This window comes from Colwellia sp. KS18-150 (assembly GCF_057551365.1).
The window spans coordinates 26,133-47,372 of record NZ_BAAJMC010000018.1; the positions used below are offsets into that span (position 1 = coordinate 26,133).

Annotated in this window: 19 protein-coding genes; 7 read left to right on the top strand and 12 right to left on the bottom strand. The window is 37.1% G+C overall.

Going from position 1 to position 21,240, the window contains the following annotated elements; all coding sequences use genetic code 11:
• Entirely contained in the window at nucleotides 1-2,670 is a 2,670-nt protein-coding gene (gene prsT / locus AC27IF_RS16310) for an XrtA/PEP-CTERM system TPR-repeat protein PrsT (protein ID WP_487055405.1), read from the top strand.
• A gap of 438 nt (nucleotides 2,671-3,108) precedes the next feature.
• On the opposite strand, the gene AC27IF_RS16315 is transcribed toward prsT, so the two are convergent.
• The 7 genes from AC27IF_RS16315 to AC27IF_RS16345 all read right to left on the bottom strand — a co-directional run bounded on the left by AC27IF_RS16315 (nucleotide 3,109) and on the right by AC27IF_RS16345 (nucleotide 11,021).
• Nucleotides 3,109-3,906: a PEP-CTERM sorting domain-containing protein gene (locus AC27IF_RS16315; protein WP_487055406.1), complete on the bottom strand. Its 798-nt coding sequence runs from the start codon at nucleotides 3,904-3,906 to the stop codon at nucleotides 3,109-3,111.
• A gap of 419 nt (nucleotides 3,907-4,325) precedes the next feature.
• Nucleotides 4,326-5,390, bottom strand: coding sequence for a hypothetical protein (locus tag AC27IF_RS16320; protein ID WP_487055407.1), 1,065 nt, complete (start codon nucleotides 5,388-5,390; stop codon nucleotides 4,326-4,328).
• Between the two features lie 13 nt (nucleotides 5,391-5,403).
• Nucleotides 5,404-6,267 (bottom strand): ThiF family adenylyltransferase, encoded by an 864-nt coding sequence (locus AC27IF_RS16325; protein WP_487055408.1) that lies wholly within the window; start codon nucleotides 6,265-6,267, stop codon nucleotides 5,404-5,406.
• A gap of 29 nt (nucleotides 6,268-6,296) precedes the next feature.
• A complete protein-coding gene (locus AC27IF_RS16330; RefSeq protein ID WP_487055409.1) occupies nucleotides 6,297-7,067 on the bottom strand; it encodes a PEP-CTERM/exosortase system-associated acyltransferase in 771 nt (256 codons plus the stop codon).
• Nucleotides 7,068-7,162: 95 nt separating this feature from the next.
• A complete protein-coding gene (locus AC27IF_RS16335) occupies nucleotides 7,163-8,419 on the bottom strand; it encodes a pyridoxal-dependent decarboxylase, exosortase A system-associated (protein ID WP_487055410.1) in 1,257 nt (418 codons plus the stop codon).
• 65 nt (nucleotides 8,420-8,484) lie between these two features.
• A complete protein-coding gene (locus tag AC27IF_RS16340; protein ID WP_487055411.1) occupies nucleotides 8,485-10,074 on the bottom strand; it encodes an acyl-CoA ligase (AMP-forming), exosortase A system-associated in 1,590 nt (529 codons plus the stop codon).
• Between the two features lie 128 nt (nucleotides 10,075-10,202).
• A complete protein-coding gene (locus tag AC27IF_RS16345) occupies nucleotides 10,203-11,021 on the bottom strand; it encodes a patatin-like phospholipase family protein (RefSeq protein WP_487055412.1) in 819 nt (272 codons plus the stop codon).
• A 207-nt stretch (nucleotides 11,022-11,228) separates the two neighbouring features.
• On the opposite strand from AC27IF_RS16345, the gene AC27IF_RS16350 reads away from it, so the two are divergent.
• Nucleotides 11,229-11,993: a S1 family peptidase gene (locus AC27IF_RS16350; RefSeq protein ID WP_487055413.1), complete on the top strand. Its 765-nt coding sequence runs from the start codon at nucleotides 11,229-11,231 to the stop codon at nucleotides 11,991-11,993.
• A gap of 64 nt (nucleotides 11,994-12,057) precedes the next feature.
• Here AC27IF_RS16350 and AC27IF_RS16355 read toward each other — a convergent pair whose 3' ends face one another.
• From AC27IF_RS16355 to gpmI, 4 genes are all read right to left on the bottom strand, one after another.
• Entirely contained in the window at nucleotides 12,058-13,482 is a 1,425-nt protein-coding gene (locus AC27IF_RS16355; protein WP_487055414.1) for a hypothetical protein, read from the bottom strand.
• Between the two features lie 24 nt (nucleotides 13,483-13,506).
• A complete protein-coding gene (locus tag AC27IF_RS16360; RefSeq protein WP_487055415.1) occupies nucleotides 13,507-14,271 on the bottom strand; it encodes a divergent polysaccharide deacetylase family protein in 765 nt (254 codons plus the stop codon).
• A gap of 141 nt (nucleotides 14,272-14,412) precedes the next feature.
• Nucleotides 14,413-15,513, bottom strand: coding sequence for a murein hydrolase activator EnvC family protein (locus tag AC27IF_RS16365; RefSeq protein WP_487055416.1), 1,101 nt, complete (start codon nucleotides 15,511-15,513; stop codon nucleotides 14,413-14,415).
• A 129-nt stretch (nucleotides 15,514-15,642) separates the two neighbouring features.
• Entirely contained in the window at nucleotides 15,643-17,196 is a 1,554-nt protein-coding gene (gpmI, locus tag AC27IF_RS16370) for a 2,3-bisphosphoglycerate-independent phosphoglycerate mutase (protein WP_487055455.1), read from the bottom strand.
• 186 nt (nucleotides 17,197-17,382) lie between these two features.
• Between gpmI and AC27IF_RS16375 the strand changes: the two genes are divergently transcribed.
• The 4 genes from AC27IF_RS16375 to gpsA are packed head-to-tail and all read left to right on the top strand — an operon-like array spanning nucleotide 17,383 to nucleotide 19,692.
• Nucleotides 17,383-17,811: a rhodanese-like domain-containing protein gene (locus AC27IF_RS16375; RefSeq protein WP_487055417.1), complete on the top strand. Its 429-nt coding sequence runs from the start codon at nucleotides 17,383-17,385 to the stop codon at nucleotides 17,809-17,811.
• 18 nt (nucleotides 17,812-17,829) lie between these two features.
• On the top strand, nucleotides 17,830-18,105 hold the full coding sequence (grxC, locus tag AC27IF_RS16380) for a glutaredoxin 3 (protein WP_487055418.1): 276 nt from the start codon (nucleotides 17,830-17,832) through the stop codon (nucleotides 18,103-18,105).
• A gap of 45 nt (nucleotides 18,106-18,150) precedes the next feature.
• Nucleotides 18,151-18,654, top strand: coding sequence for a protein-export chaperone SecB (secB, locus tag AC27IF_RS16385; RefSeq protein WP_487055419.1), 504 nt, complete (start codon nucleotides 18,151-18,153; stop codon nucleotides 18,652-18,654).
• 33 nt (nucleotides 18,655-18,687) lie between these two features.
• On the top strand, nucleotides 18,688-19,692 hold the full coding sequence (gene gpsA / locus AC27IF_RS16390) for an NAD(P)H-dependent glycerol-3-phosphate dehydrogenase (protein WP_487055420.1): 1,005 nt from the start codon (nucleotides 18,688-18,690) through the stop codon (nucleotides 19,690-19,692).
• Nucleotides 19,693-19,735: 43 nt separating this feature from the next.
• On the opposite strand, the gene trmL is transcribed toward gpsA, so the two are convergent.
• Nucleotides 19,736-20,200 carry a tRNA (uridine(34)/cytosine(34)/5-carboxymethylaminomethyluridine(34)-2'-O)-methyltransferase TrmL gene (trmL, locus tag AC27IF_RS16395; protein ID WP_487055421.1) on the bottom strand — a complete coding sequence of 155 codons (465 nt, stop codon included), beginning with the start codon at nucleotides 20,198-20,200 and terminating at the stop codon, nucleotides 19,736-19,738.
• A gap of 82 nt (nucleotides 20,201-20,282) precedes the next feature.
• On the opposite strand from trmL, the gene AC27IF_RS16400 reads away from it, so the two are divergent.
• Nucleotides 20,283-21,209, top strand: coding sequence for a cation diffusion facilitator family transporter (locus AC27IF_RS16400; RefSeq protein WP_487055422.1), 927 nt, complete (start codon nucleotides 20,283-20,285; stop codon nucleotides 21,207-21,209).
• The last annotated feature ends 31 nt before the right edge of the window (nucleotides 21,210-21,240 follow it).

Below are 21,240 nucleotides of genomic sequence, written 5' to 3' on the forward strand. Positions count from 1 at the left end.
ATGAACAAAACAACAATTATAGCATCAGCTGTTGCTTTAGCTCTTGGGTTAAGTGCTTGTAGCGAACAAAAATCATTAGAGCAGTTATTAGCATCGGCCAATGAGTTTAGCGCACAACGAGACTTTGGAAGCGCGGTTATTGAATTAAAAAATGCAGTTAGGATTGCGCCGAAAAGTGCTCAGGCACGACTGGCGTTAGGTAAAGCTTATCTTGAGCAAGGAAATTATATCTTTGCTGAAAAAGAGCTAGAAAAGTCGCAACAGTTAGGCGTTGAACAAGCAAATGTTCTTCCTTTTTTAGCGCAGGTAAAAGCAAAATTATTTAAACCTGAAGAAGTTTACCAATTAGTTGAAGTGAGCTCAGATCTTAATGACGACGATTATATTATTGTATTAACTTATGCGGGTATAGCCGCGTTAGCTGATGGCGATACAAATAAAGGGCAAGATTATATTGGTCAAGCTATCGCTATCAGTGAGAATTCTACTTATAGCCAAATAGGTAAGGCATATTTAGCTCGCTCTGAGCAAGATTACAGTCAAAGTTTAGTCGATATTGAAGATATTTTACTGACTAATCCCAACCTTTCAGAAGCACTCCTTTTAAAAGCTCATTTACTTTTTGCATTAACTGACTATGAACAAGCTGCGGGCTCATTTGCGAGTTATTTAACGCAACATCCAATGGACTATAGTGTTAGGTACTTCGAAATCAATAGCTTAATTAAGGCTGGGTTATTTGAACAGGCAGAAGTTATTACGGATAAGTTATTAGAAAAGTTTGAGAATGCACCTCTAGCGTTACAATATAAAGCGCAATTACAATATCAAAAGAAAAACTTTAAAGAGTCCCAAAGCTATGCGGAAAGGGCAATTCAAGCAGGTTCTACAACAGCAAAGTCTAAATTAATTGCGGGAGCGAGTGCTTTTCAGTTACAAGAGTATGAGCAAGCCTACCATCAACTTAAAAGTATTGAAGCATATTTAACACCTGAACATCCTGCTACAAAAATGCTCGCAATTGTTAATCTAAAATTAGGGTATATATCAGCTGCTACAGAATCATTTTCTGCATTAGATGGAGAAAGCGCTGAAGAACTTACCTTATTAAAAGCGGCAAGTTTTGAATTATCTCACATACAACAATATGAAGCTGCGGAAAAACTATTAATACAAGCAGAAAAATCAAACCCAAAAGATGCCAAGCTAATAGCTCAAAAAGGTTTGTTGCAGTTACAGCAAAATGATGTCGCTGGTGTTAATTCATTAGAAAGTGCATTAGCTTTAGATGGCAGTTTAATGGATGTTGAATTGACATTGGCAATGCAGTATTTACGTACAGGAGAAGACGATAAATCGCAGGATATTGCAACGAAAGCTATTAATTCTAATGAATATAAAGCCGCAGGCTATTTGCTGCAAGGAATCATTGCTACTAAACAGGATAAGGTTGAACAAGCAAAAAGCAATTTTAATCAAGTATTAACGTTAGAGCCTAATAATGTTTCAGCCCTGTTTAATTTAGCCGTTTTTGAAGAAAATGAAAATGACATTGCATCGGCTAGTGAATATTATCAACAGGCTTTAACGGCAAACCCAAATCATACTGAGAGTTTAAATCGTTTTACTGCGATGCTATTGACTGAAAATAAGATAGAAAAAGCAGTTAGTTTTTTAACGGAATTATTAGCATTAAATCAAGAATCTCTTAATACTCGCCTAACTTTAGCGAACTTATTACGTAAAACTGGTGATGGTCAACAAGCGATAGCTGTAATTGAACAACATCCAGAAAAGGAACTTAAAACAGGTTTATATTGGGTGATGCTAGGTGATAATTACTTAAGCTCAGGTAATAATTTAAGAGCTAGTGAGGCATATAATAGAGGGCTTAATAAGCACCCCAATTATTACTTACTACATTTAAGAAGTATAGGGTTACTTGGTCAGGACAAAGATTATGTTAATGCTTTATCTGCAACAGAGAATGCATATTCATTATTCGTCGGAGATGTACGCTTACAAATGTTACTTGCGCATTATCTTTTATTAAATGGTAATGAGATAGATGCGAAATTGCATGTTGAACAATTGCAAGCAAAAGGTGTGAATCATCCTTTATTAACATCTGTTTTGGCTGATTTAGCTATGACAAGAAAGGATTACACGGCAGCTCGAGAATTCTATAACGAAATGTATGAGCAACAGCCAGAAGACAAAACAGCGATTGATCTTGCTAGGGCATTGAAGTTTGATGGTCAATCGGAACAAGCAGAAAAACTACTTGAAACACATTTGCATATTACTTCGAACAAACAAGCAATTCGTTTAGTATTAGCGAGCTTATATAATATTGAAAAACCAGAAAAAGCATTACAACAATATCAATTATTAGTGGATGAAATTCCTGATAATGCAGTGTTATTAAATAATCTAGCTTGGGCACAATATAAAGCTGGTAAGCACTCTGTGGCGTTAACAAATATTGAACGTGCTTTTCAACTTGATAGCGAACAGTTAGCTATTATTGAGAGCTATGGTGTGATTTTAGCTTCGAATAAAGAATATGGACAAGCTGTTGATATTTTAGAGTTAGCAATCGCAAAAGGATCATCGGATATTCAAGTAGAAGAAAGTTTAATTAATGCAAAGATAGAAATTAATCAGTAACTGATTTTGCAACTTATAGTTATTTTAAAGATATCAAATACAAGTTTTGAAGTGTCATTATTAACCTTATGATTACTCAAAGCTTGTTTAATAGCTATATCTCCAAGAATAGGGTTTAATTCTACTTAAATCCTATTCGAGTAGTGACCTTTATAATTATTATTGTATTCGGGTTAATCTTCATACTGTTTAGTTGAAATAACCAAATTTGTATCCGTACTCCCCCTCTTAAGTCTTTTATATATTTACCTTAGTTAGCTCCGTTACTGTTATATTTTTCAGTGTATAAAATTCTGACATTGATAATACAATGGTATTGTTAGTAATAAACAACAAGCATAAAAAAACCACTTCAAAGGAAGTGGTTTTTAGGTAACTTAACAATTCAGCTATCCTTGCTTATTATCTCTGATAAATAACAAAGAAGTCTCTTTGTTATTAAGACTTACGCTTACGAGCGCCAGCGAAACCTAATAGACCTAAACCAAGTAGTGCGATAGTTGAAGGCTCTGGAATAGAATCAGCATTGAAACGAGCACTACCAGTAGCAGTTGGTGTGTCAATGTTAAATCCTAAAGACATGTCAGCGAATTCACCTGTTCCGTTAACTTCTTTTGTTTTCAAGTTATAGAAGTTACCTGTTGCAAGTGCCGCTGGATCATCAATAACATTTAAGAAAGCGCTAGCTGAAGCAAAGCTACCACCAATAGTACCAAAGCTTGTTGCTTCAACACCACCACCAAGGTCAAAACCTTCAAGTGCAAGCCATAAATCGCCACCAGTTTCTATAGCGTTATGTTGATCAATTGAGCTACCTAAAGATAAGGCCGCATCAAAATCACCGTCGTCGACAACCCAAAAATCAATTGAAGCGTTTCTAAAGAAAGCTTGAATTATATCACCTGGGTTAGTACCAGTACCTGTGATTGGAACAGTTAGAGAAGGATCAAAGTCATATGAATAAGTAAAAACTAATTCACAATTACTTGAATCACAAAAATCAGTGCTGCCATTTATTTTTGTAATTTCACCCATACCAGTTGTTGTAGATGGAACTGAGAAATCAGTAATTGGCTGTGTAATAACAAAGTCAGAAGACGCAAACCAATCACTAAATGTTCCTGTAGCTTCTGGATCCCAAACTACGCCACCAACATTAATGTCAGAAGCTTGTACTGACATCGACATTGCAAGTGCTGCTGCACCTGCGAATAAACCTTTTTTAAATGTATTCATTGTAATACTCCAATTATAAATTTGTTTGTTAAGTTTCCGTGCTCAGACTAATGCAGAGCTTGTGCCAACATGCATAAATAATTATAAGTCATTGTTATTTATTGTATTTTGATTTGTTTGTGATTGTTGGTTTATTGAGTGAATCATGGAGTGTAAAAAAAGGTGACACTTATTTTATCCAGCTTTTTCAATATAATGATCTTCAAGGATCTATATGGATCTTATCATGTGATGATATTGAGAGGCTTTGAAAGTATACGAGTGAGCGGCATGTGCCCATTCTTTAATAATACTCAGTTAATTAGTATTATTAAAGGTTAAGATAAAGGGAAATATGTTCAGCGTTTCACATAATTTCCAAGTGTTAAACGTTCGCAGTATTGAACAGATAAGTTAGAAATATAACTCGATTGAGCAAGTTACTTAGTAAATGAACTTGCTATACGCCTATTAGTTCTATGCTCAACAGGCTTGTTATAACCTATACGTAAAAACATCAAGCCATAATGGTTAGTAGAGTAAGCTTTTTCATTAACTAAGCTATGCATTTGTTTGGCTATTGCTTCTAACTGAGGATTAAACTCATGCTCACAAGCGATATAGCCTAATGAAAAGATTCCCGGTGCAGCATAAGGTTGAACAGATAAACCTTGCTGGCTAGCTTGTAACCATACTCTTTGTATAGCTCTACCAGCTTTGATCACACTAAGACGATCTTTATTTGGCATAGTGATCAATACTAGCGCAGGAGAAAATAAAATAGGAATACGAACGGAGCGAAAACCTAGCATGGCTGCGCCACCTATTTTATTTACAAAGCTCATCACCGACCATTTCTTCATTTGTTTAAAAAGAGGTTGTGCTGGTTTTTCAATTGCCAATACAGAAATTGGCATACCTTCTTTTGCGTTAGCATCATCAAAATTTACAGTAGAAAATAGCTCTTGGTGGAGAGTTTTACTTTTAAAGCGAATAGTTTCAGCTTGTTGAATAATAGGAAGCACGCTTTTAATGGATTTTTTACAAGTGTAAGTTAGTAAATCACATTCATGCTCTTTAGCAGCATCAGCTAATGCTTCGATAGATTCAGGTTTTAATGGCCCTTTAAAGGGAAAGCGTCTATCAGTGCAACGCTTGGGAATTTCATTAGCGAGATTATTGGTGTCATTTACCACGTGATCAGCAGGTAAAAAGTAAATACTGGCAACAAATAACTCTGTTTGAGTTTCGTCAGGAAAGTAATCTATTTGGGTCGATAGCGGTAAACTTTCAGCACAAATAGAGATATTTTCTATGACTGCACCAAGTGCAATATCTGATAGAACATAGCGATTATCTGAGGCTTTACCTGAACGTTCTGGATCAATCCATAACTCAAGAGTATTGTCATTCTGCCAATGGTATTGAAAAGGTTGGCTATTATCTGCAGACGGGGCAAGGATAGCCGCATCAATTAAACGTTGCTTTTGAGATTCTGATAACATAATTAATTTCTACTTAAGTGATGCCCATTCTTTTTTTTCCAATACTAAAAGCAAGCTTTTGAATCAGATTGTTATTGCCACCAGGACGCCAAGTTTTTTTAAACTTATTACAGTAAGCATCAAAGTGTAATCCCCAAGGTACATTAAGTACATCTCCGCGATTAAGAAATATCTTTACTACTTGAGCAGCAGCAACGCCGCCGGCAAGTTGGCAGCCCATTATGGTTGATGGACCTTTTTTATTAGCTAAATCTAATCGGGAAGGGTCAACTAAATATGCTTGCTGTAAAGCTGCGGGAGTTAACCCCAGAAAAAACTTTAAATATTGTTCGTTTTCAGAACATCCCTCTAAACGAAAGTACTCTTCGAAAGTCATTTTTCCGGGTAAAAAGTTTAGATAAGCGGTACCCATGCCTATTGGGGCTGCAGTGGTTGCAGCGATAGATTTTTCAGCACATTTTTGAAAAACCAGTCTGCGAGCATTCATTACAAAGAAGTCTAGGGAATCAACGTAACAGTCTACATCGTGCAAAAACTCATCCGTATTCTCTGCATTGATACCAAGGGGAAAAGTATTGATTTCAAGCTCTGGATTGATGGCTAGTGCCATATCAACCATGGCATCGAGTTTTTTCACGCCATATGTATGCGTTGTTGCACCTGCCTGTCTGTTGGTGTTTTCACACGCATACTCATCAAAATCAGCCAAATTAAATTTAGCAATACCAAGGCGAACTAAAGTCAGTAAATGCGTACTACCTACACCACCTAAACCAGCGATTGCTACGCGTTTGGTTTTGAGTAAACGTTGTTCTTGTTCCGTAACCCAGCCAATATTTCTAGAAAAAGCTAGGTCGTAGTCAAATGTAGTGGTCATGATTATTTGCCTATACCGTAGGAAAGGTATTATTTGTCAGTTGTATTTGTATGTGGAACTAATACGATCTGCTTGAATAAATCATCGTAAATTAAATTATAAAGCTCAGCCAGTTCAGGTTTTAAGTTTGCACTAAAATCTTCTCTAGATAAGAAAAACATTGCTCTAAGGCCGTGATAATCCATTTCATCACCAATTTGTTGAAAATTGAGACCAAAGCGATTCAACCGACGATTTAACCTCGGCTCCATCATAACAAAAGCACCCATATGATTGCATATTTGAGCTAAGGCCACTGCGGCTATATATAAACCCATGGCAATATTTGGGAAACTTCTTCGCTCTACTTCAGTAAAGACTGTTTCAGGGTTTATCTGATTAAGTACAAATGGGACATTTTTTTCTTTTTCACGTCTCCTGAATGAAGACAATACAGCTAAGCGAGAAATTTCTCCGAAACTCCCTCTTGAGAGTTTGGTTGGGTCCATCACTTCAAGACGAGCGCTTTGCAAGCAGTTTTGTTCAAAAGGTAATTTCAAATCTGGCTGTGTAACAGGAGGAATAACTAACCTAACACAGCCTGCAAATACTCCGGTACGTCTATGCTCTAGTAAACAATGAAAAGAGTAATCATCGCACTCATCGGTTTCCATTTTACTTTCATTCTCAGGCTCCCAGCCGAGCTCGTCACTATAGACTCCGTAGCGTATTTTGAATGCTTCTTGTCTTAATTCTTTGGTGTTGGCAAATCTAATCTTGAAGTATTGATTAAAATGACCAGCAACTGAATATTCACTCATTTTGTGCCCGTTTGATCATGATGTTAAGTATTAGTATAGCTAGTTATCATAAATAGCCATACATAAATGTTAATTTAACGTGTATGCCGTTATTTTTAAAGCAGTATTTCACTTAATTCTGGTTGGCTAAGAAAATCTTTTGGACTGGCTGAAGCGCCATAAGCCCCTGATTGATAGACAACAATGTAATCTCCGATTTTACATTTAGGTAACATAACCTTATCGGCTAGAATATCAAGTGGGGTACAAAGTGGGCCAACTATATTTACCAACTCTTCATCACTTTGAGTAACGGGGAGTAACTTATTTCCAATGGCTACAGGATGATTTTTTCTAATGACTTGGCCAAAATTTCCAGAATTAGATAAATGATGATGCAATCCGCCATCGCAGATCAGATAAATAGTATCTCGAGAAATCTTCTTATCAATCACTTTACTGACATATACTCCCGCTTCACCGACTAAGTATCGACCAAGCTCCATAATTATTTCAATGTCATCGAAATCAGACTGATATAGATTTAATAAAGTAGCTAGGTTTGTGCTTATTTCAGTGAGGGTTAAAGCTTGCTCACCAGGAAAATAGGGTATGCCCAAACCACCGCCAATGTTGATATAACTAATTTTTACTGGAGTTAACGAAATCAGCTGCTGAGCAAGAGAGAAAGTTTTCTCATGCACTTCTATGATGGCTTCTGCTTTTAAGTTTTGTGAACCAGCAAAGATATGAAAACCTTTGAAGTTCACTTGTTCATAAGGTAACTCGCTTAATAGTTTAGGTAATATCTCTTCATCAATTCCGAAGGGTTTTGAACCACCACCCATTTGCATACCTGAGGCTTTTAATTCAAAAGCAGGGTTAACACGAATGGCAATGTTAGGCTTAATGGCAAGGTCTACTCCTGCTTCAATAGCACGGTTCAATTCTGTTTCAGATTCAATATGCAGGGTTATCCCTGCTACGATTGCTGCACGGATATCATCATTGGTTTTACCAGGCCCGGCAAAGCTAATATCCTTAACAGACATACCTGATTGTATTGCTAGCAGCATTTCTTTTTTTGAAGCAACATCAAAACCATCGACATGGTTTGTCATAAAGTGCACTAAACTTGGGTGAGGATTAGCCTTAATTGCATAATGTAATTGGATTTTATTTGGAAAAATTGATTTTAAATTAGCGACTTTATTGGCAATTAAGGATTTATCATATGCATAAAAAGGTGTTCCACCAACGAGGGTATCAATTTGGTTAAGTGTTTTATCACCAATGAGCAACTCGTTATTTTTACTGACAAAGTGGTTCATGTCTGCATGTTTTAGCGTTTTTCTGGGCGATTGTTTTGTCATTATATTCTTCTTAATTATTCCAACATTAACCTTAGCTTTATAGTTGCTTTTAAATCGAGCTTAGATTAGCTATAAAAATTTATATATTTTCTATTAAGGCTATTTCTATCTATTTTACCGTTAGCATTATGCGGCAATGTAGTTAATACAATAATTTGTTTTGGTACCATATAATTAGCAAGTTGTTTTTGACAGTATTGCAAAACAGATTTTGTCACCAAATTAATATCTTCTTGGCTATCAACACATATAATAGCCAATATTGCTTGCCCTAAATCAGCATGAGGTACGCCAATAACGGCAGCTTCGGTTATTTGTTCGTGTTGATATAGTATTTCTTCTACTTCCAATGGGCTTATACGATAACCCGAGGATTTTATCATTTCGTCACTTCTCGTAATAAAATATAAAAAACCATCGCGATCTTTTTTTACTGAGTCACCAGAAAAAACGGCTATTTCGGGGTGCATAATACCTCTAGGTTGCCCCGGAGCTGGTCTAAATCTCTCAGACGTTTTATCGGCTAAGTTCCAATAGCCTAAACTGACTAATGGCCCTTTATGTACTAGTTCACCTACTTCTTCAGCGTCACACTCGCTGCCATCTTCGCGAACTACTATTACCTCAGCATTGGGAATAGCTTTACCCATAGAGCCTATTTTATTATCGACTTCATCTGGGTCAAGGTAAGTTGAACGAAAAGCTTCAGTTAATCCGTACATTAAAAAAGGTTTCGCTTGCGGCATTAAAGAGCGCAATTTCTGCAAACTCTTGGTTGATAATGCACCGCCAGAGTTTGTGAAGTAGCGAATGGATTCACCTGCATGTGCTGGCCAGTTACTTTTACAAAGCTGCGACCATAATGGCGGTACAGCAGCGACTCCGGTAATTTTATGCTTAATTATTGCTTTAATAACGTCATTGGCTAGTAAGTAATCTAATAAAACACATTCAGCAGCGACTAAAAAACTTGTGGTTAATTGGCTTAAACCATAATCAAAACTTAAAGGTAAAACCGCGAGGATTTTATCTTGCTCGGTATTATGTAAATACTGCGCTACAGATTGCGCTCCTAAAACAATATTATTATGGGACAATACTACACCTTTAGGCTTACCTGTACTGCCAGAGGTATATAAAATTGCTGCCATATCGCTTCCGGTTAATGGCTTCAATGTTTCCGAGTCACAATGTAGGTTGGCAAATGCTAACCACGACATGATAGTGACGTGCTCTAATGTTTCGGTACTATCCTCATCGGAATCAGTTAATATTACAGTCGTTAGTTGAGTTAAGGTGGTAAGTATTGGTTTTAAAGCATTAAAGCGAGCTTTATTAGTAATAATTATTCTTGTATTACAGTCGTTAGCGATATGTTGTACTTGAGTTGCTTTAAGTACTGGATTAATCGGTACAAATACTGCGCCTACTTTACTACAAGCAAACATAGCGACTACATTTTCAATCGTTTTAGGCAAATATATGCCTATGCGTTGATATCGCTCAGTTTTTAATGCGTGGAAACTATAGGCAATATTATTAACACTCTTATTAAGTTCATTATAAGTTAGCTGCTGCTCTTTTAAAGTCAGCGCCTTATTTAAAGGTGATTTTTTTGCGCTTTGGCTTAGTAAATCATGAACAAAGGTCAGCATTAATTATCCTGAAAATTACTTATAAAGCAGCAACTTCACAAGTAGTTTCTACAAGTTTGTATGAAAAATGGAGTAAGTCTATTATTGCAGTGAAAGGTGTTCTCAAGCAAGTTGCTTAGCGGAACTTTTTAAAGCTTCACTTTTAATGGAATTATTTCTTTAGCGGTTTGGTAGCCAATATCAAACAACATATTTTTCTCATCTTGAGACATTTTAAAATCAACACCTGAGCATTCACCGGTATTGATAACAATGGTGTTATGCCAAAAGTTCTCGTTAATGTATTCTCGAGAAATAGTTGTCATAAAGGCCCTGATCAGTAAAGTAATGTAGTTAAAAATAGGAAACATACCTGAAGTTTTTATTTCATCGTATTCATTTTCACTACGTAAGCGAAAACATAATATGGGAGTGCCTTGATGATCCCAGTCACGGTGTAATGCATCTTCTGACAAGATGCTACCATCTACCATAATATGCTTACCGAAAGATTTAAAACTGAAAACTAAAGGAATAGACATAGAAAACCGAACTGCTTTTGATACTTTCATATCAGGGGTATTTTCTTTGTTAAATATTACCGGCTTGCCGTTAGTAACATCAGTAGCAACAATATGTAGATCTTTTTCTAGTTCACTAAAAGTTCTTCCAGATAACTTGCGATCTACCCATTTTTCGAAAATATTACCTGAGCTTAAGCCACCATGACGAATAAGTTTAAGTAATGAGAACTCCCTAAATTGATTATAATCTGTTTCAAAGGCAATTTTTCGACTGTCTTCTAATGATAATCCTGCAGCATGAAAGCTCGCGACGATACTGCCACCTGAAACCCCCACCAAACTATTGAAGTGAATATCTAAATCTTTAAGTGCTCTTAAAACGCCTAAGTGTGCGGGGAGACGCGTGCCGCCACCAGCAAAAACGGGAATTATATTGCTGTTCATTTATCACTCTCTAGATGACAGTTTATTAGCTCTAAGTATGGTCAATAGTTGAAATTTTGCGAATATTCGATCTTTAATTTATTTCAGGTAAACTAGAAAAATTATAACTTAGTCGTTAATCTTTACCGTTGTTTGAATTGTTGTTATTGATAAATATCAAGGGAATAGTGACATAGAGTTCATCAAACCATCTTAATAAGGAACCACATGAAATCAATACACGGATTACTATTTGGCGTTTTAGTCTTTTTTACCCATTTAGCCCAAGCAGAATTTACTGATGTTGTCGCAAAAGTTAAACCTTCTGTAGTGGGAATCGGTATTCATACGCCGACGTCACAACCACAAAATATTTTGCGAGGTACAGGCTTTGTTATTGGTGATGGACATTATATTGTCACTAATGCACATGTATTACCCACTGAGCTTGATGAAAGTTTATTACAAAAAATGGCGGTTTTTATTGGTTCGGGTAAGCAAGCTAAGGTCAGGCAAGCAGAAATAATAGTCACCTCTGACTTATATGATTTAGCGATTTTGAAAATATCAGGTTCACCATTACCTGCAATGTCATTAGCAGATAGTATATTTAGACAAGATGGTAGTTTTATTGCTTTTACCGGCTTCCCTATTGGCTCTGTGCTAGGTTTATATCCAGTAACTCATCGTGGCATGATTGCTAGCACAACACCGACAGTTATTCCTGTTCAGTCAGCAGGTCAAATGACCCTAAAAATGCTGAAAAGAATGCGTAATCCGTATCTTGTTTATCAATTAGATGCGACCGCTTATCCGGGCAATAGTGGCAGTGCCATGTACGATATGAAAACAGGTAAAGTAATAGGTATTATCAACAAAGTCTTTGTACAAGAAACCAAAGAGGCGGTGATTAGCAAACCCAGCGGTATAACCTATGCTATTCCGGTGAAATACCTACATCAAATTATCAAAGAAAATAATATTAAATTATAAATTACGATATTTTTTATCCTGAGTTTGTCTATGAATTGATAAACTCAGGATGAATGGAAATAACTTATTTAGCGGTGGTTAAACTGATCACTGCCTCAGCAATTTCAGTTTGTTCCTTACCTTCTTTGGTTAATTTCTTTTGTTTTCTAACCAAGCCACGAGTTTTTGCTACCGCTTTACTGCGCTTACCTGCAATCACATGATATGTACCATCAAAAGTGGTGCTAGGTAGCATTGCTAGCGGCTTTTTAGTGGCTGAAAACAGTTGCAGGCTTTCATTACCAAAAGGAGATTGAGCTTCAAACTCACCAATCACAACCCACTTGTTTACCTCATCAATGCCAAGATATGAGATAAATTTATCATCGCCAGGAGCATCGTTTAAATCGAGTAAGTAACTGAGTTTTTGTTCATCATTATTGGCATGTCCGACAATATAAAAATAACTTGGTTTGTTCACTTTAACGAGTAATTGTATGGTTTCATTCTGTCGAAAAAGTAGATCTCGTTGGCCCTTGTTAGTGGTTAATTTAGCGGTAAAAGAGCCGCCGATAATTTGTCCAGAATAAAGTAACCTTTCGAAATCCATTTGTTTTGGTTGATGAACAAATTGCGCTACAGATGCTTTGTTGATACTGATGACAGCTGCCGTAGCAATATTACCTTGGCTATCGATTAATTGTGCTTCTAAATTGATATGTTTTTCAGTTGCTTGATATTTACCCTGCAAAAAATAACTAGCATCTTTATCTAATAACACTGAGTTTATTTGACTACTCAATTGAGTTTGTAAGGCCGTGGAAAACGGCGTTATTTCTGAAGAGTCATAAGGAGTGAATGGTTTAACGAGAACTTTTGCTTTTGCTAAGGTTTTATTGTTTATCAAACGTTTACTTAGTAACAAGGTTGCCATTGGTAAACCATTCGCGACTTCTTCTAAGTGCAGCATCGCTTGATTAACATCGGCAGAATTGATGGTGGCAGAGCCAATATCACTGCTTGGCGCAATAATACTTAGCACCAAAGTAAGTTGTTGTGTTTCTTGGATTAATGTTAACAACTTTGCCAATGCTTGATATTTTATTTGCGGGTTATCGATACTTTTGGTTTTTTGCCATTGGCTGTCGATGACTTTTTGTTTTTGAATAATCGCGGCTTGGTACATTGGAGCACTTTTATCCGTGTTAATACTTGCTTCACATTGGGTAACATCATAAGCAGAAAAACAGTCGGTTTGTGCACCTAAGATAGGCAGTGTCGAGGAAAGCTTACTGGTGAATTTAAATACATCTTCACTTTTATTTGATTGATGAGTTTGGGTTAAACTTTCAACATTGACATATAAATTTTGCTGTAAGTCAGCAATGGCATGCTGACGGGCTTCATGTTCATTTTTGTGTAAGGCTTGACCATGAAAAATTTGCGCAGACACTAGATTTGAAAACGGCAAAACTAGTAGAGTCAGCAATAAAAAAATAGTTTTATTCATGTGCAATCCTTTTCAATGTTATTGTTATTCACTAATTTTAGTTAGTGCTTGATCAGCTCTTTCTGGTTTATATAAAACAGATAAGGGAACTAACTTTATATTATTTTGCGCCAATGTTGGAATTAATTGTTTTAAAGCAAGAACGGTTTCTGGATGTGGGTGTGCAATCGCAATAGCCGACTGTTTGTTTTTAGCGTATTGAATTAATAACTGAAATTGCTTGCTGATGTATGCCTGTGTTAATTGATTATCAAGAAAAATATGTCGACGTTTTACTGGAACGCCCAGTGTTTTTGCAATATTACCTGCTTTTGAGTTAGGGCTGGTTTTACTGTCTAAAAATAATAAATGATGTTGCTTTAAAAAACTCATGGTCCATGTCATTGGGTTGTCTAATTGCGTTAAACGACTACCCATATGGTTGTTAATGCCAATAGCAAAAGGTATTTCAGCTAATGAGGCATCTAAACTCGCAAAAATCTGCTCTTCATTCATTGCACTCGTAAGTGCTCCGGGGCCTAATTTTTTACCATTTTCGGCTTCCATAGGGATGTGTAATAAAACATCTCGTTGTTGTGCATTAGCTGCTTGGGCCAGTTTTTTACCGTATGGAGTGTGAGGTAAAATGGAGTAGGTGACAGCGCCAGGTAAAGTTAAAGCGTGCTTGTCAGTATAGCGGTAACCAATGTCATCAATAACAATTGCGACGAGAGCACTTTCCGCATGGAGAGGCTTGGTGTAAAAAATGGAAAAAAATAAAAAAACGGAAAGAATAAAAAATTTCGACACTGCAGAAATCATTTAAAGTATTATCATGTATAGGGGGGTTATAAAAGCATAGCATTTAGCCCCTTTTTTTTGTAGTTAAAATAGTGATTACCTTGATAATTAATATGATAATCAAGCCATAGTTAAATATTTTAGCTAAATTTATTTACACCAAAGTTTAGGATTAACGGCTTTACCTTGATGGCGAATTTCAAAATATAAACCTGGCTGATTTTGGCCACCACTTTGCCCTATTAAAGCAATCGGCTCACCTGTTTCAACTCTATCACCTACTGATTTAAGCAAGGTCTGATTATGAGCGTATAAACTCATATAGCCATTACCATGATCGATCACCGTTAATAAGCCGTAACCTTTTAACCAGTCTGAAAATAAAATGGTGCCATTATGAATAGTACGAACTTGCCGACCTATAGGCGCGCCTAGTAGTACGCCTTTCCATTTTAGGTGACCTTGTTTTCTACTGCCAAAACTACGCAGTAAGCGACCTTTAACTGGCCAAGACAGCTTATTTTTTAATTTACTTAAGCCAGTTAAATCAATCTCTGCACGTATGAGAGCTTCTAATTTTTGTAAAGCAGCAGCTAGGTTGGCTTCTTCAGCTTTTAACTTTTCTAATTGTTGAGTACTAGATAATAATTTTTTATTTAATTCAGTTATGGTCTTTTTACGACTTGCTTTGTTTTCGCTTAATTGCAGTTTTTGTTGTTGTTGAGACTGTTTTAAGGATTCTAAGTTAACAATTTCTTCTTGATGCTCTGTGGTGACTTGCAGTAATTCTGAGATAGTTGTCTGAAAATTATCAATTTCTTCAATGCGAGCTTTATTGAAATATTGATAATAACTAATGGTTCGTTGAATTTTCTCACTTTGCTCTTGGTTTAAAAGCAGCTTTAAGTAGTCATGTTGCCCTGTGGTATAAGCAGAGCGTAATTGTTTAGCGAGTAATTGCTCTTGGTGTTTTTTTTGAGTGGTTAACTGTTGTTTTTCTCTGCTTAGATTGATGATTTTTTGTTGCGTAGCTTTGAGGATTTTATCCGTATCATTAATCGCTTTGGCTACGGTTGAGATAGCTAAATCATCTTGTTTTAATTTAAGCTCTAATTTTGCGCGGGCTTTATTAGTGTTAAAAATATTAGATTCTTGCTTGGCAATTGCTTGTTGCACATCATTGAGCTTGGCATTACTTTGCGCTTTATCTTTTTCATGGCTAGTATTGTTTGCTAGGCTAGCGATAGACACAAATAAGCAGCTTAGTATTAGTAAGCTGCTTATTATTTTTGTCTGTATCTGAAATGGTAACGGCATCGGTAATAGTATTTTTATTAATTTAATCAACCGACTCCAGTGTGCCGTATTAATCCAATTGCATCAACTTAATTGCATTAAAATGGAGCCTGTCATTTCTTCAGGTTGTTCCATTGCCATTAAGTGCAACAATGTTGGTGAAAGGTCGCTTAACGCACCAGTATTTGCTGGTGTTGCATTTCTTCCCACATAAATAAGTGGTACAGGCTCACAAGTATGAGCGGTATGTGCTTGACCAGTGCTTTCATTAAGCATTAGTTCTGCATTACCGTGATCGGCAGTAATTAAACATTCACCACCTGTTTCTTGTAAGGCATTAACAACACGTCCCATACAAACATCAACCGCTTCACACGCTTTTACTGCGGCATCAAAATCACCAGTATGGCCAACCATATCGCCATTAGGGTAGTTACAAACAATAAAATCATGTTCACCACTTTCAATAGCGGCGACAAGTTTATCTGTAAGTAAACTTGAATTCATTTCAGGTTGTAAATCGTAAGTTGCTACATCAGGAGAAGGTACTAAAATACGCTGCTCGCCTTCAAATTCATCTTCTTGGCCGCCACTAAAGAAAAAAGTAACATGGGCGTATTTTTCAGTTTCTGAAATGCGTAATTGCGTTTTATTGTGCTTAGCTAACCATTCACCCATAACGTTATTTAGTGGTTCTGGTGCAAAGGCACTTTTAGCATCAATATCGGCAGCATACTGAGTCAACATAACAAAATCACTGATAGCAGGAACTTTTTTACGCTCAAAACCACTAAAATCATTTTCGGTAAAGCATCGGCTAAATTGGCGAGCACGATCTGCTCTAAAGTTCATAAATACCAAGGCGTCGCCGTCATCAATCTCAATCGTGTTGCCCGCTTGATTTACGATGGCGCTGGCACTAACAAATTCATCATTTTCATCACGGGCATAAGCTGCTTCAAGAGCACTAACCGCATCTGTATATTGATATTCACTGTCACCTGACACCATAACATTGTAGGCTGCTTCAACACGATCCCAGCGTTGGTCTCTATCCATTGCATAGTAACGTCCAATGACAGAAGCTACTTGTCCATTACCTTCAGGGAATAATTGCTGGAATTTTTCTTGTGCTTTTACTAAGGAAGCTTTCGCGCTACGAGGTGGAGTATCACGACCATCGAGAAAGGCGTGTAAGTAAACTTTATTAGCGCCTCGAGCTTTTGCTAATTCAATCATGGCAAAAATATGATCTTCATGACTGTGCACGCCACCTGGTGACATTAAACCAAAAATATGGACAGCTTTATCTTGTGATACAGCTTTGTCTACAGCCTGACATAAAGCTGGGTTTTGATTAAATTCCCCGTCTTCAATGGCTTTAGTGATGCGGGTAAAATCTTGATAAACAATGCGACCAGCACCAATATTGACATGACCCACTTCTGAGTTGCCCATTTGACCATCAGGTAAACCTACGGCCATACCTGAAGTTTGAATTAACATATTAGGGTAATCAGCTCTTAGTTTATCTAATACTGGTGTATTTGCCGCCTGTATTGCATTAGCACTACTGCTTTCTCGGTAGCCCCAACCATCCAATATAATTAACACCATAGATTTTTTCTTCGTATGCACCATTGCTGCTGTACCTTTACTGTATCTGATTGAATTGCCGGTATTGTACACTTAAGCGGTCGTTTATTTAAGCAAGAAATGATTCACCCCTAGTTACCAAATGGTATTAGCAAAAAAACTAATAATCTGTATACTGTCACGGTTTTTATCATTCAGCTTTACTGCGTACTCAAAGGGTCAGCATCTATGGAACAATTTATTACTTTTGCTAGCAACAATGGCATGTTAAGTGCGGTTTGGGTTGCCCTTGTCGTGATGATTATCGTGACAACGATTAGAATAAACCTGTCACCGGTTAAACAAATTAGCCCACAAGACTTAACTTTTTTAATGAATAGAGAGCAAGGCGTAGCGCTTGATATTCGTAGTGAAAAAGACTTTAAAGCCAATCATATTCTTGATGCGGTTAGCCTTTCAAATGAAAAAATCAATAAAAATGGTCTTGGCAGCCTTGAAAAGCATAAAGAAAATCCCATCATTGTTATATGTAGTGCGGGCATTAGTGCAGCTAAAATAGCCAACGATCTACACAAGCAAGGCTTTGCTCGTGTTAGTGTACTAAAAGGCGGCATGAATGCTTGGACTGGCGCTGGCTTACCAGTAACCAATAAGTAATATTCAATAGGTATAATCATGGCGAAAGTCGAAATCTACACCAAGGCATATTGTCCTTATTGTATGCACGCACTAGCTTTACTGGCAGAAAAGTCAAAAACATTTCCTGAGCTTAATCTTCAAGAAATTAAAATTGATGGTGATATGGCATTACGTGAAGTAATGATAAATCGCAGCCAAGGTAATTATACCGTGCCGCAAATTTTTATCGATGATGCATATATTGGCGGCTGTGATCAACTAGTCGCACTTGAAAGGCAAAATAACTTAGACACATTGCTTGCGAAAGCTTAAGCAAATACCAAATTAAATTTTAGAAAAGATAATATAGGAATTCTTATGAGCGACGAAAACCAAAATGAATTAAATGCAGCAGCAAAATCTGACGCACAATTTGCTATCCAACGTGTTTACACTAAAGATGTTTCATTTGAAACACCTAACTCGCCTGCAATTTTTCAAAAAGACTGGAAGCCTGAAATTAAATTAGATTTAGATACTCGCTCTAATAAATTAGCTGACGATACATATGAAGTTGTATTAGCGGTTACGGTAACAGCGACAGTTGAAGGTCAAACTGCCTTTTTAGCTGAAGTGCAACAAGCAGGTATATTCACCATTGGTAACCTTCCAGAAGCACAATTAGCACATGCTATTGGTGCATTTTGTCCAACAACATTATTTCCATACGCAAGAGAAACAGTGGCTAGTTTAGTAAATCGAGGTTCATTCCCGCAATTTAATTTATCGCCAGTTAACTTTGAAGCTCTATTTGCTTCTTATGTTCAGCAACGCGCTGCTGAAGCTAAAGTAAACGCACCTGAAAGCCCTGAAACTCACTAAGTTTAACTTAGTTATTTGAGTAATGAGAAAGTTATGACTGTTTCTGCCGATATCACCGTATTAGGCGCAGGCTCTTACGGCACTGCACTAGCTATTTGTTTAGCGAGAAATGGTCATAAAACTCTCCTTTGGGGACGTGATAGAGCGCAAGTTGATGACATGATCAACGCGCGTGAAAATACGAAATACTTAGCAGGATGTCCTTTTCCTGAAAGTTTAACACCCATTAGCGATCTCTCCTCAGCGGTGCAAGCCAGTGATAATGTTCTTGTTGTAGTACCAAGCCATGCCTTTGGTGACATGCTAAAACAAATCAAACCTTCACTTAAAAAGAGCGCAAAAGTTGCTTGGGCGACTAAGGGCTTAGACCCTCAACACGGTGACTTATTGCAAGATGTCGCACGTGAGATTTTAGGGGATGATTTAGCCTTGGCTGTGCTTTCTGGGCCAACATTTGCTAAAGAGATGGCAGCAGGATTACCCACCGCTATTTCATTATCTTCTACTGATGAAAGTTTTGCCCGTGAACTTGCTGATTTACTGCATTGTGAAAAATGTTTTCGTGTTTACCCAAATAAAGATTTCATTGGCGTTCAATTAGGCGGGGCAGTGAAAAATGTTATTGCTATTGGTGCCGGTATGGCTGATGGCATAGGTTTTGGCGCTAATGCTCGCACGGCATTAATCACGCGTGGTTTAGCTGAAATGACACGTTTAGGTATGGCACTTAATGCCGATCCTGCAACCTTTATGGGCATGGCTGGATTAGGCGATTTAGTCTTAACCTGTACTGATAATCAATCTCGTAATCGTCGTTTTGGTTTAGCCCTAGGTCAAGGCGCAGGTGTTGAGCAAGCAATGTCTGATATTGGTCAAGTTGTCGAAGGCTATCGAAATACTAAAGAAGTGCATATGTTAGCCCAACGAATGGATGTCGAAATGCCTATCGTTGAGCAAGTTTACCAAGTTTTATATAAAGGTAAGGCAGCTAAATTAGCGGCGGCTGATCTATTATCTCGAGACCAAAAACAAGAATAATTAAGCTGAGCTTAATTATTCAAGGGCTATTTATTGCCTAATATTACACCGCATCAACAAAACCTAATTGACGCCATGCATCGTAGACGATAACGGCAGCAGCGTTAGATAAATTCATACTACGACTATCTTTTAACATTGGAATACGAATTTTATCCTCGTCAGGAATTTTTGACCTAACCTCTTCTGGTAAACCCGCCGTTTCAGAGCCAAACAATAAATAATCACCGCTAGTAAAGTTCACATCACCATAATAGTTTGTGGCTTTAGTGGTAATCGCTAAGATACGTTTAGGCTGCTCTTGCTCCACAAAGGCATCAAAGTTCTTATGACGTTTAATAGCCGCAAATTCATGATAATCAAGACCCGCACGACGAAGTTTCTTATCGTCGAAGTCAAAGCCTAGTGGCTCAATTAAATGCAAACGAAAACCTGAATTAGCGCACAAGCGAATAATATTGCCAGTATTTGGCGGGATTTGTGGTTGAAAAAGAACAACATCTAACATAATGATTTAACAACTCTAGATTGAGTACAAAGAACAATTGTTGTTATTATAACGATAATGTTCACGCAAAGCCTGTTTTTTCATGACGGATAATAAGCAATCAATTAACTCGGCAAGTAAGCCATTAAATAATAACGAATATGCTTATTGGGTGCGCTTAGCTGCCATTACGTCTTCTTCTGTTGCGCTAGTGCTGATCATTATCAAGTTTTATGCTTGGTTAGTCAGTGATTCTAGCGCCATGTTAGCCTCCACCACTGATTCCGTATTAGATCTATTTGCTTCTGTAATGAATATCGTTATTCTTCGTTTTGCCTTAGCTCCTGCGGATGAAGAGCACAAATTTGGCCACGGTAAAGCGGAAAGCTTAGCAGGTTTAGTGCAAGCGGCATTTGTGCTGGGCTCTGCAACGTTATTGATTTTTAATGGCGTAGAGCGAACACTTAATCCAAGAGTTATAGTACAAAGCAATTTAGCTATTGGTGTAACAATTGTCGCGATTTTACTTACTTTGGCCTTAGTTTATTTTCAACGATATGTTATCAAGCGCACTGGCTCGGTGGTGATCAGCGCTGATGCTTTACATTATCAATCTGATTTATTAATGAATTTTGGCGTTTTGTTAGCGATTGTTCTTAGTCAGGGGATTTGGTTGCAAGCAGATGGTGTTTTTACCATAGCAGTGGCATTGTATTTGTTGTTAGGTGCGGGAAAAATTATTTACCAAAGTGTTTATCAGCTGATGGATCATGAAATAAGCAAAGAAGAATTAGCGCAAATAAAGAGCATAGTGTTATCTCATGAACGTGCTTTAGGTATACATGAATTGAGAACACGGCAATCAGGGCCTCAACGTTTTATTCAGTTTCACTTGGAATTAGATGATGATTTGTCTTTATTAGAAGCCCATACGATTAGTGATGAAATAGAAGCGAATATCTGCCAAGCATTAGCGCCTTGTGAAGTGTTTATTCATCAAGACCCTAGCTCTGTAGTAAAAAAGCATTAATATAGCAAAAAGAGTAATTTAATGAACTATC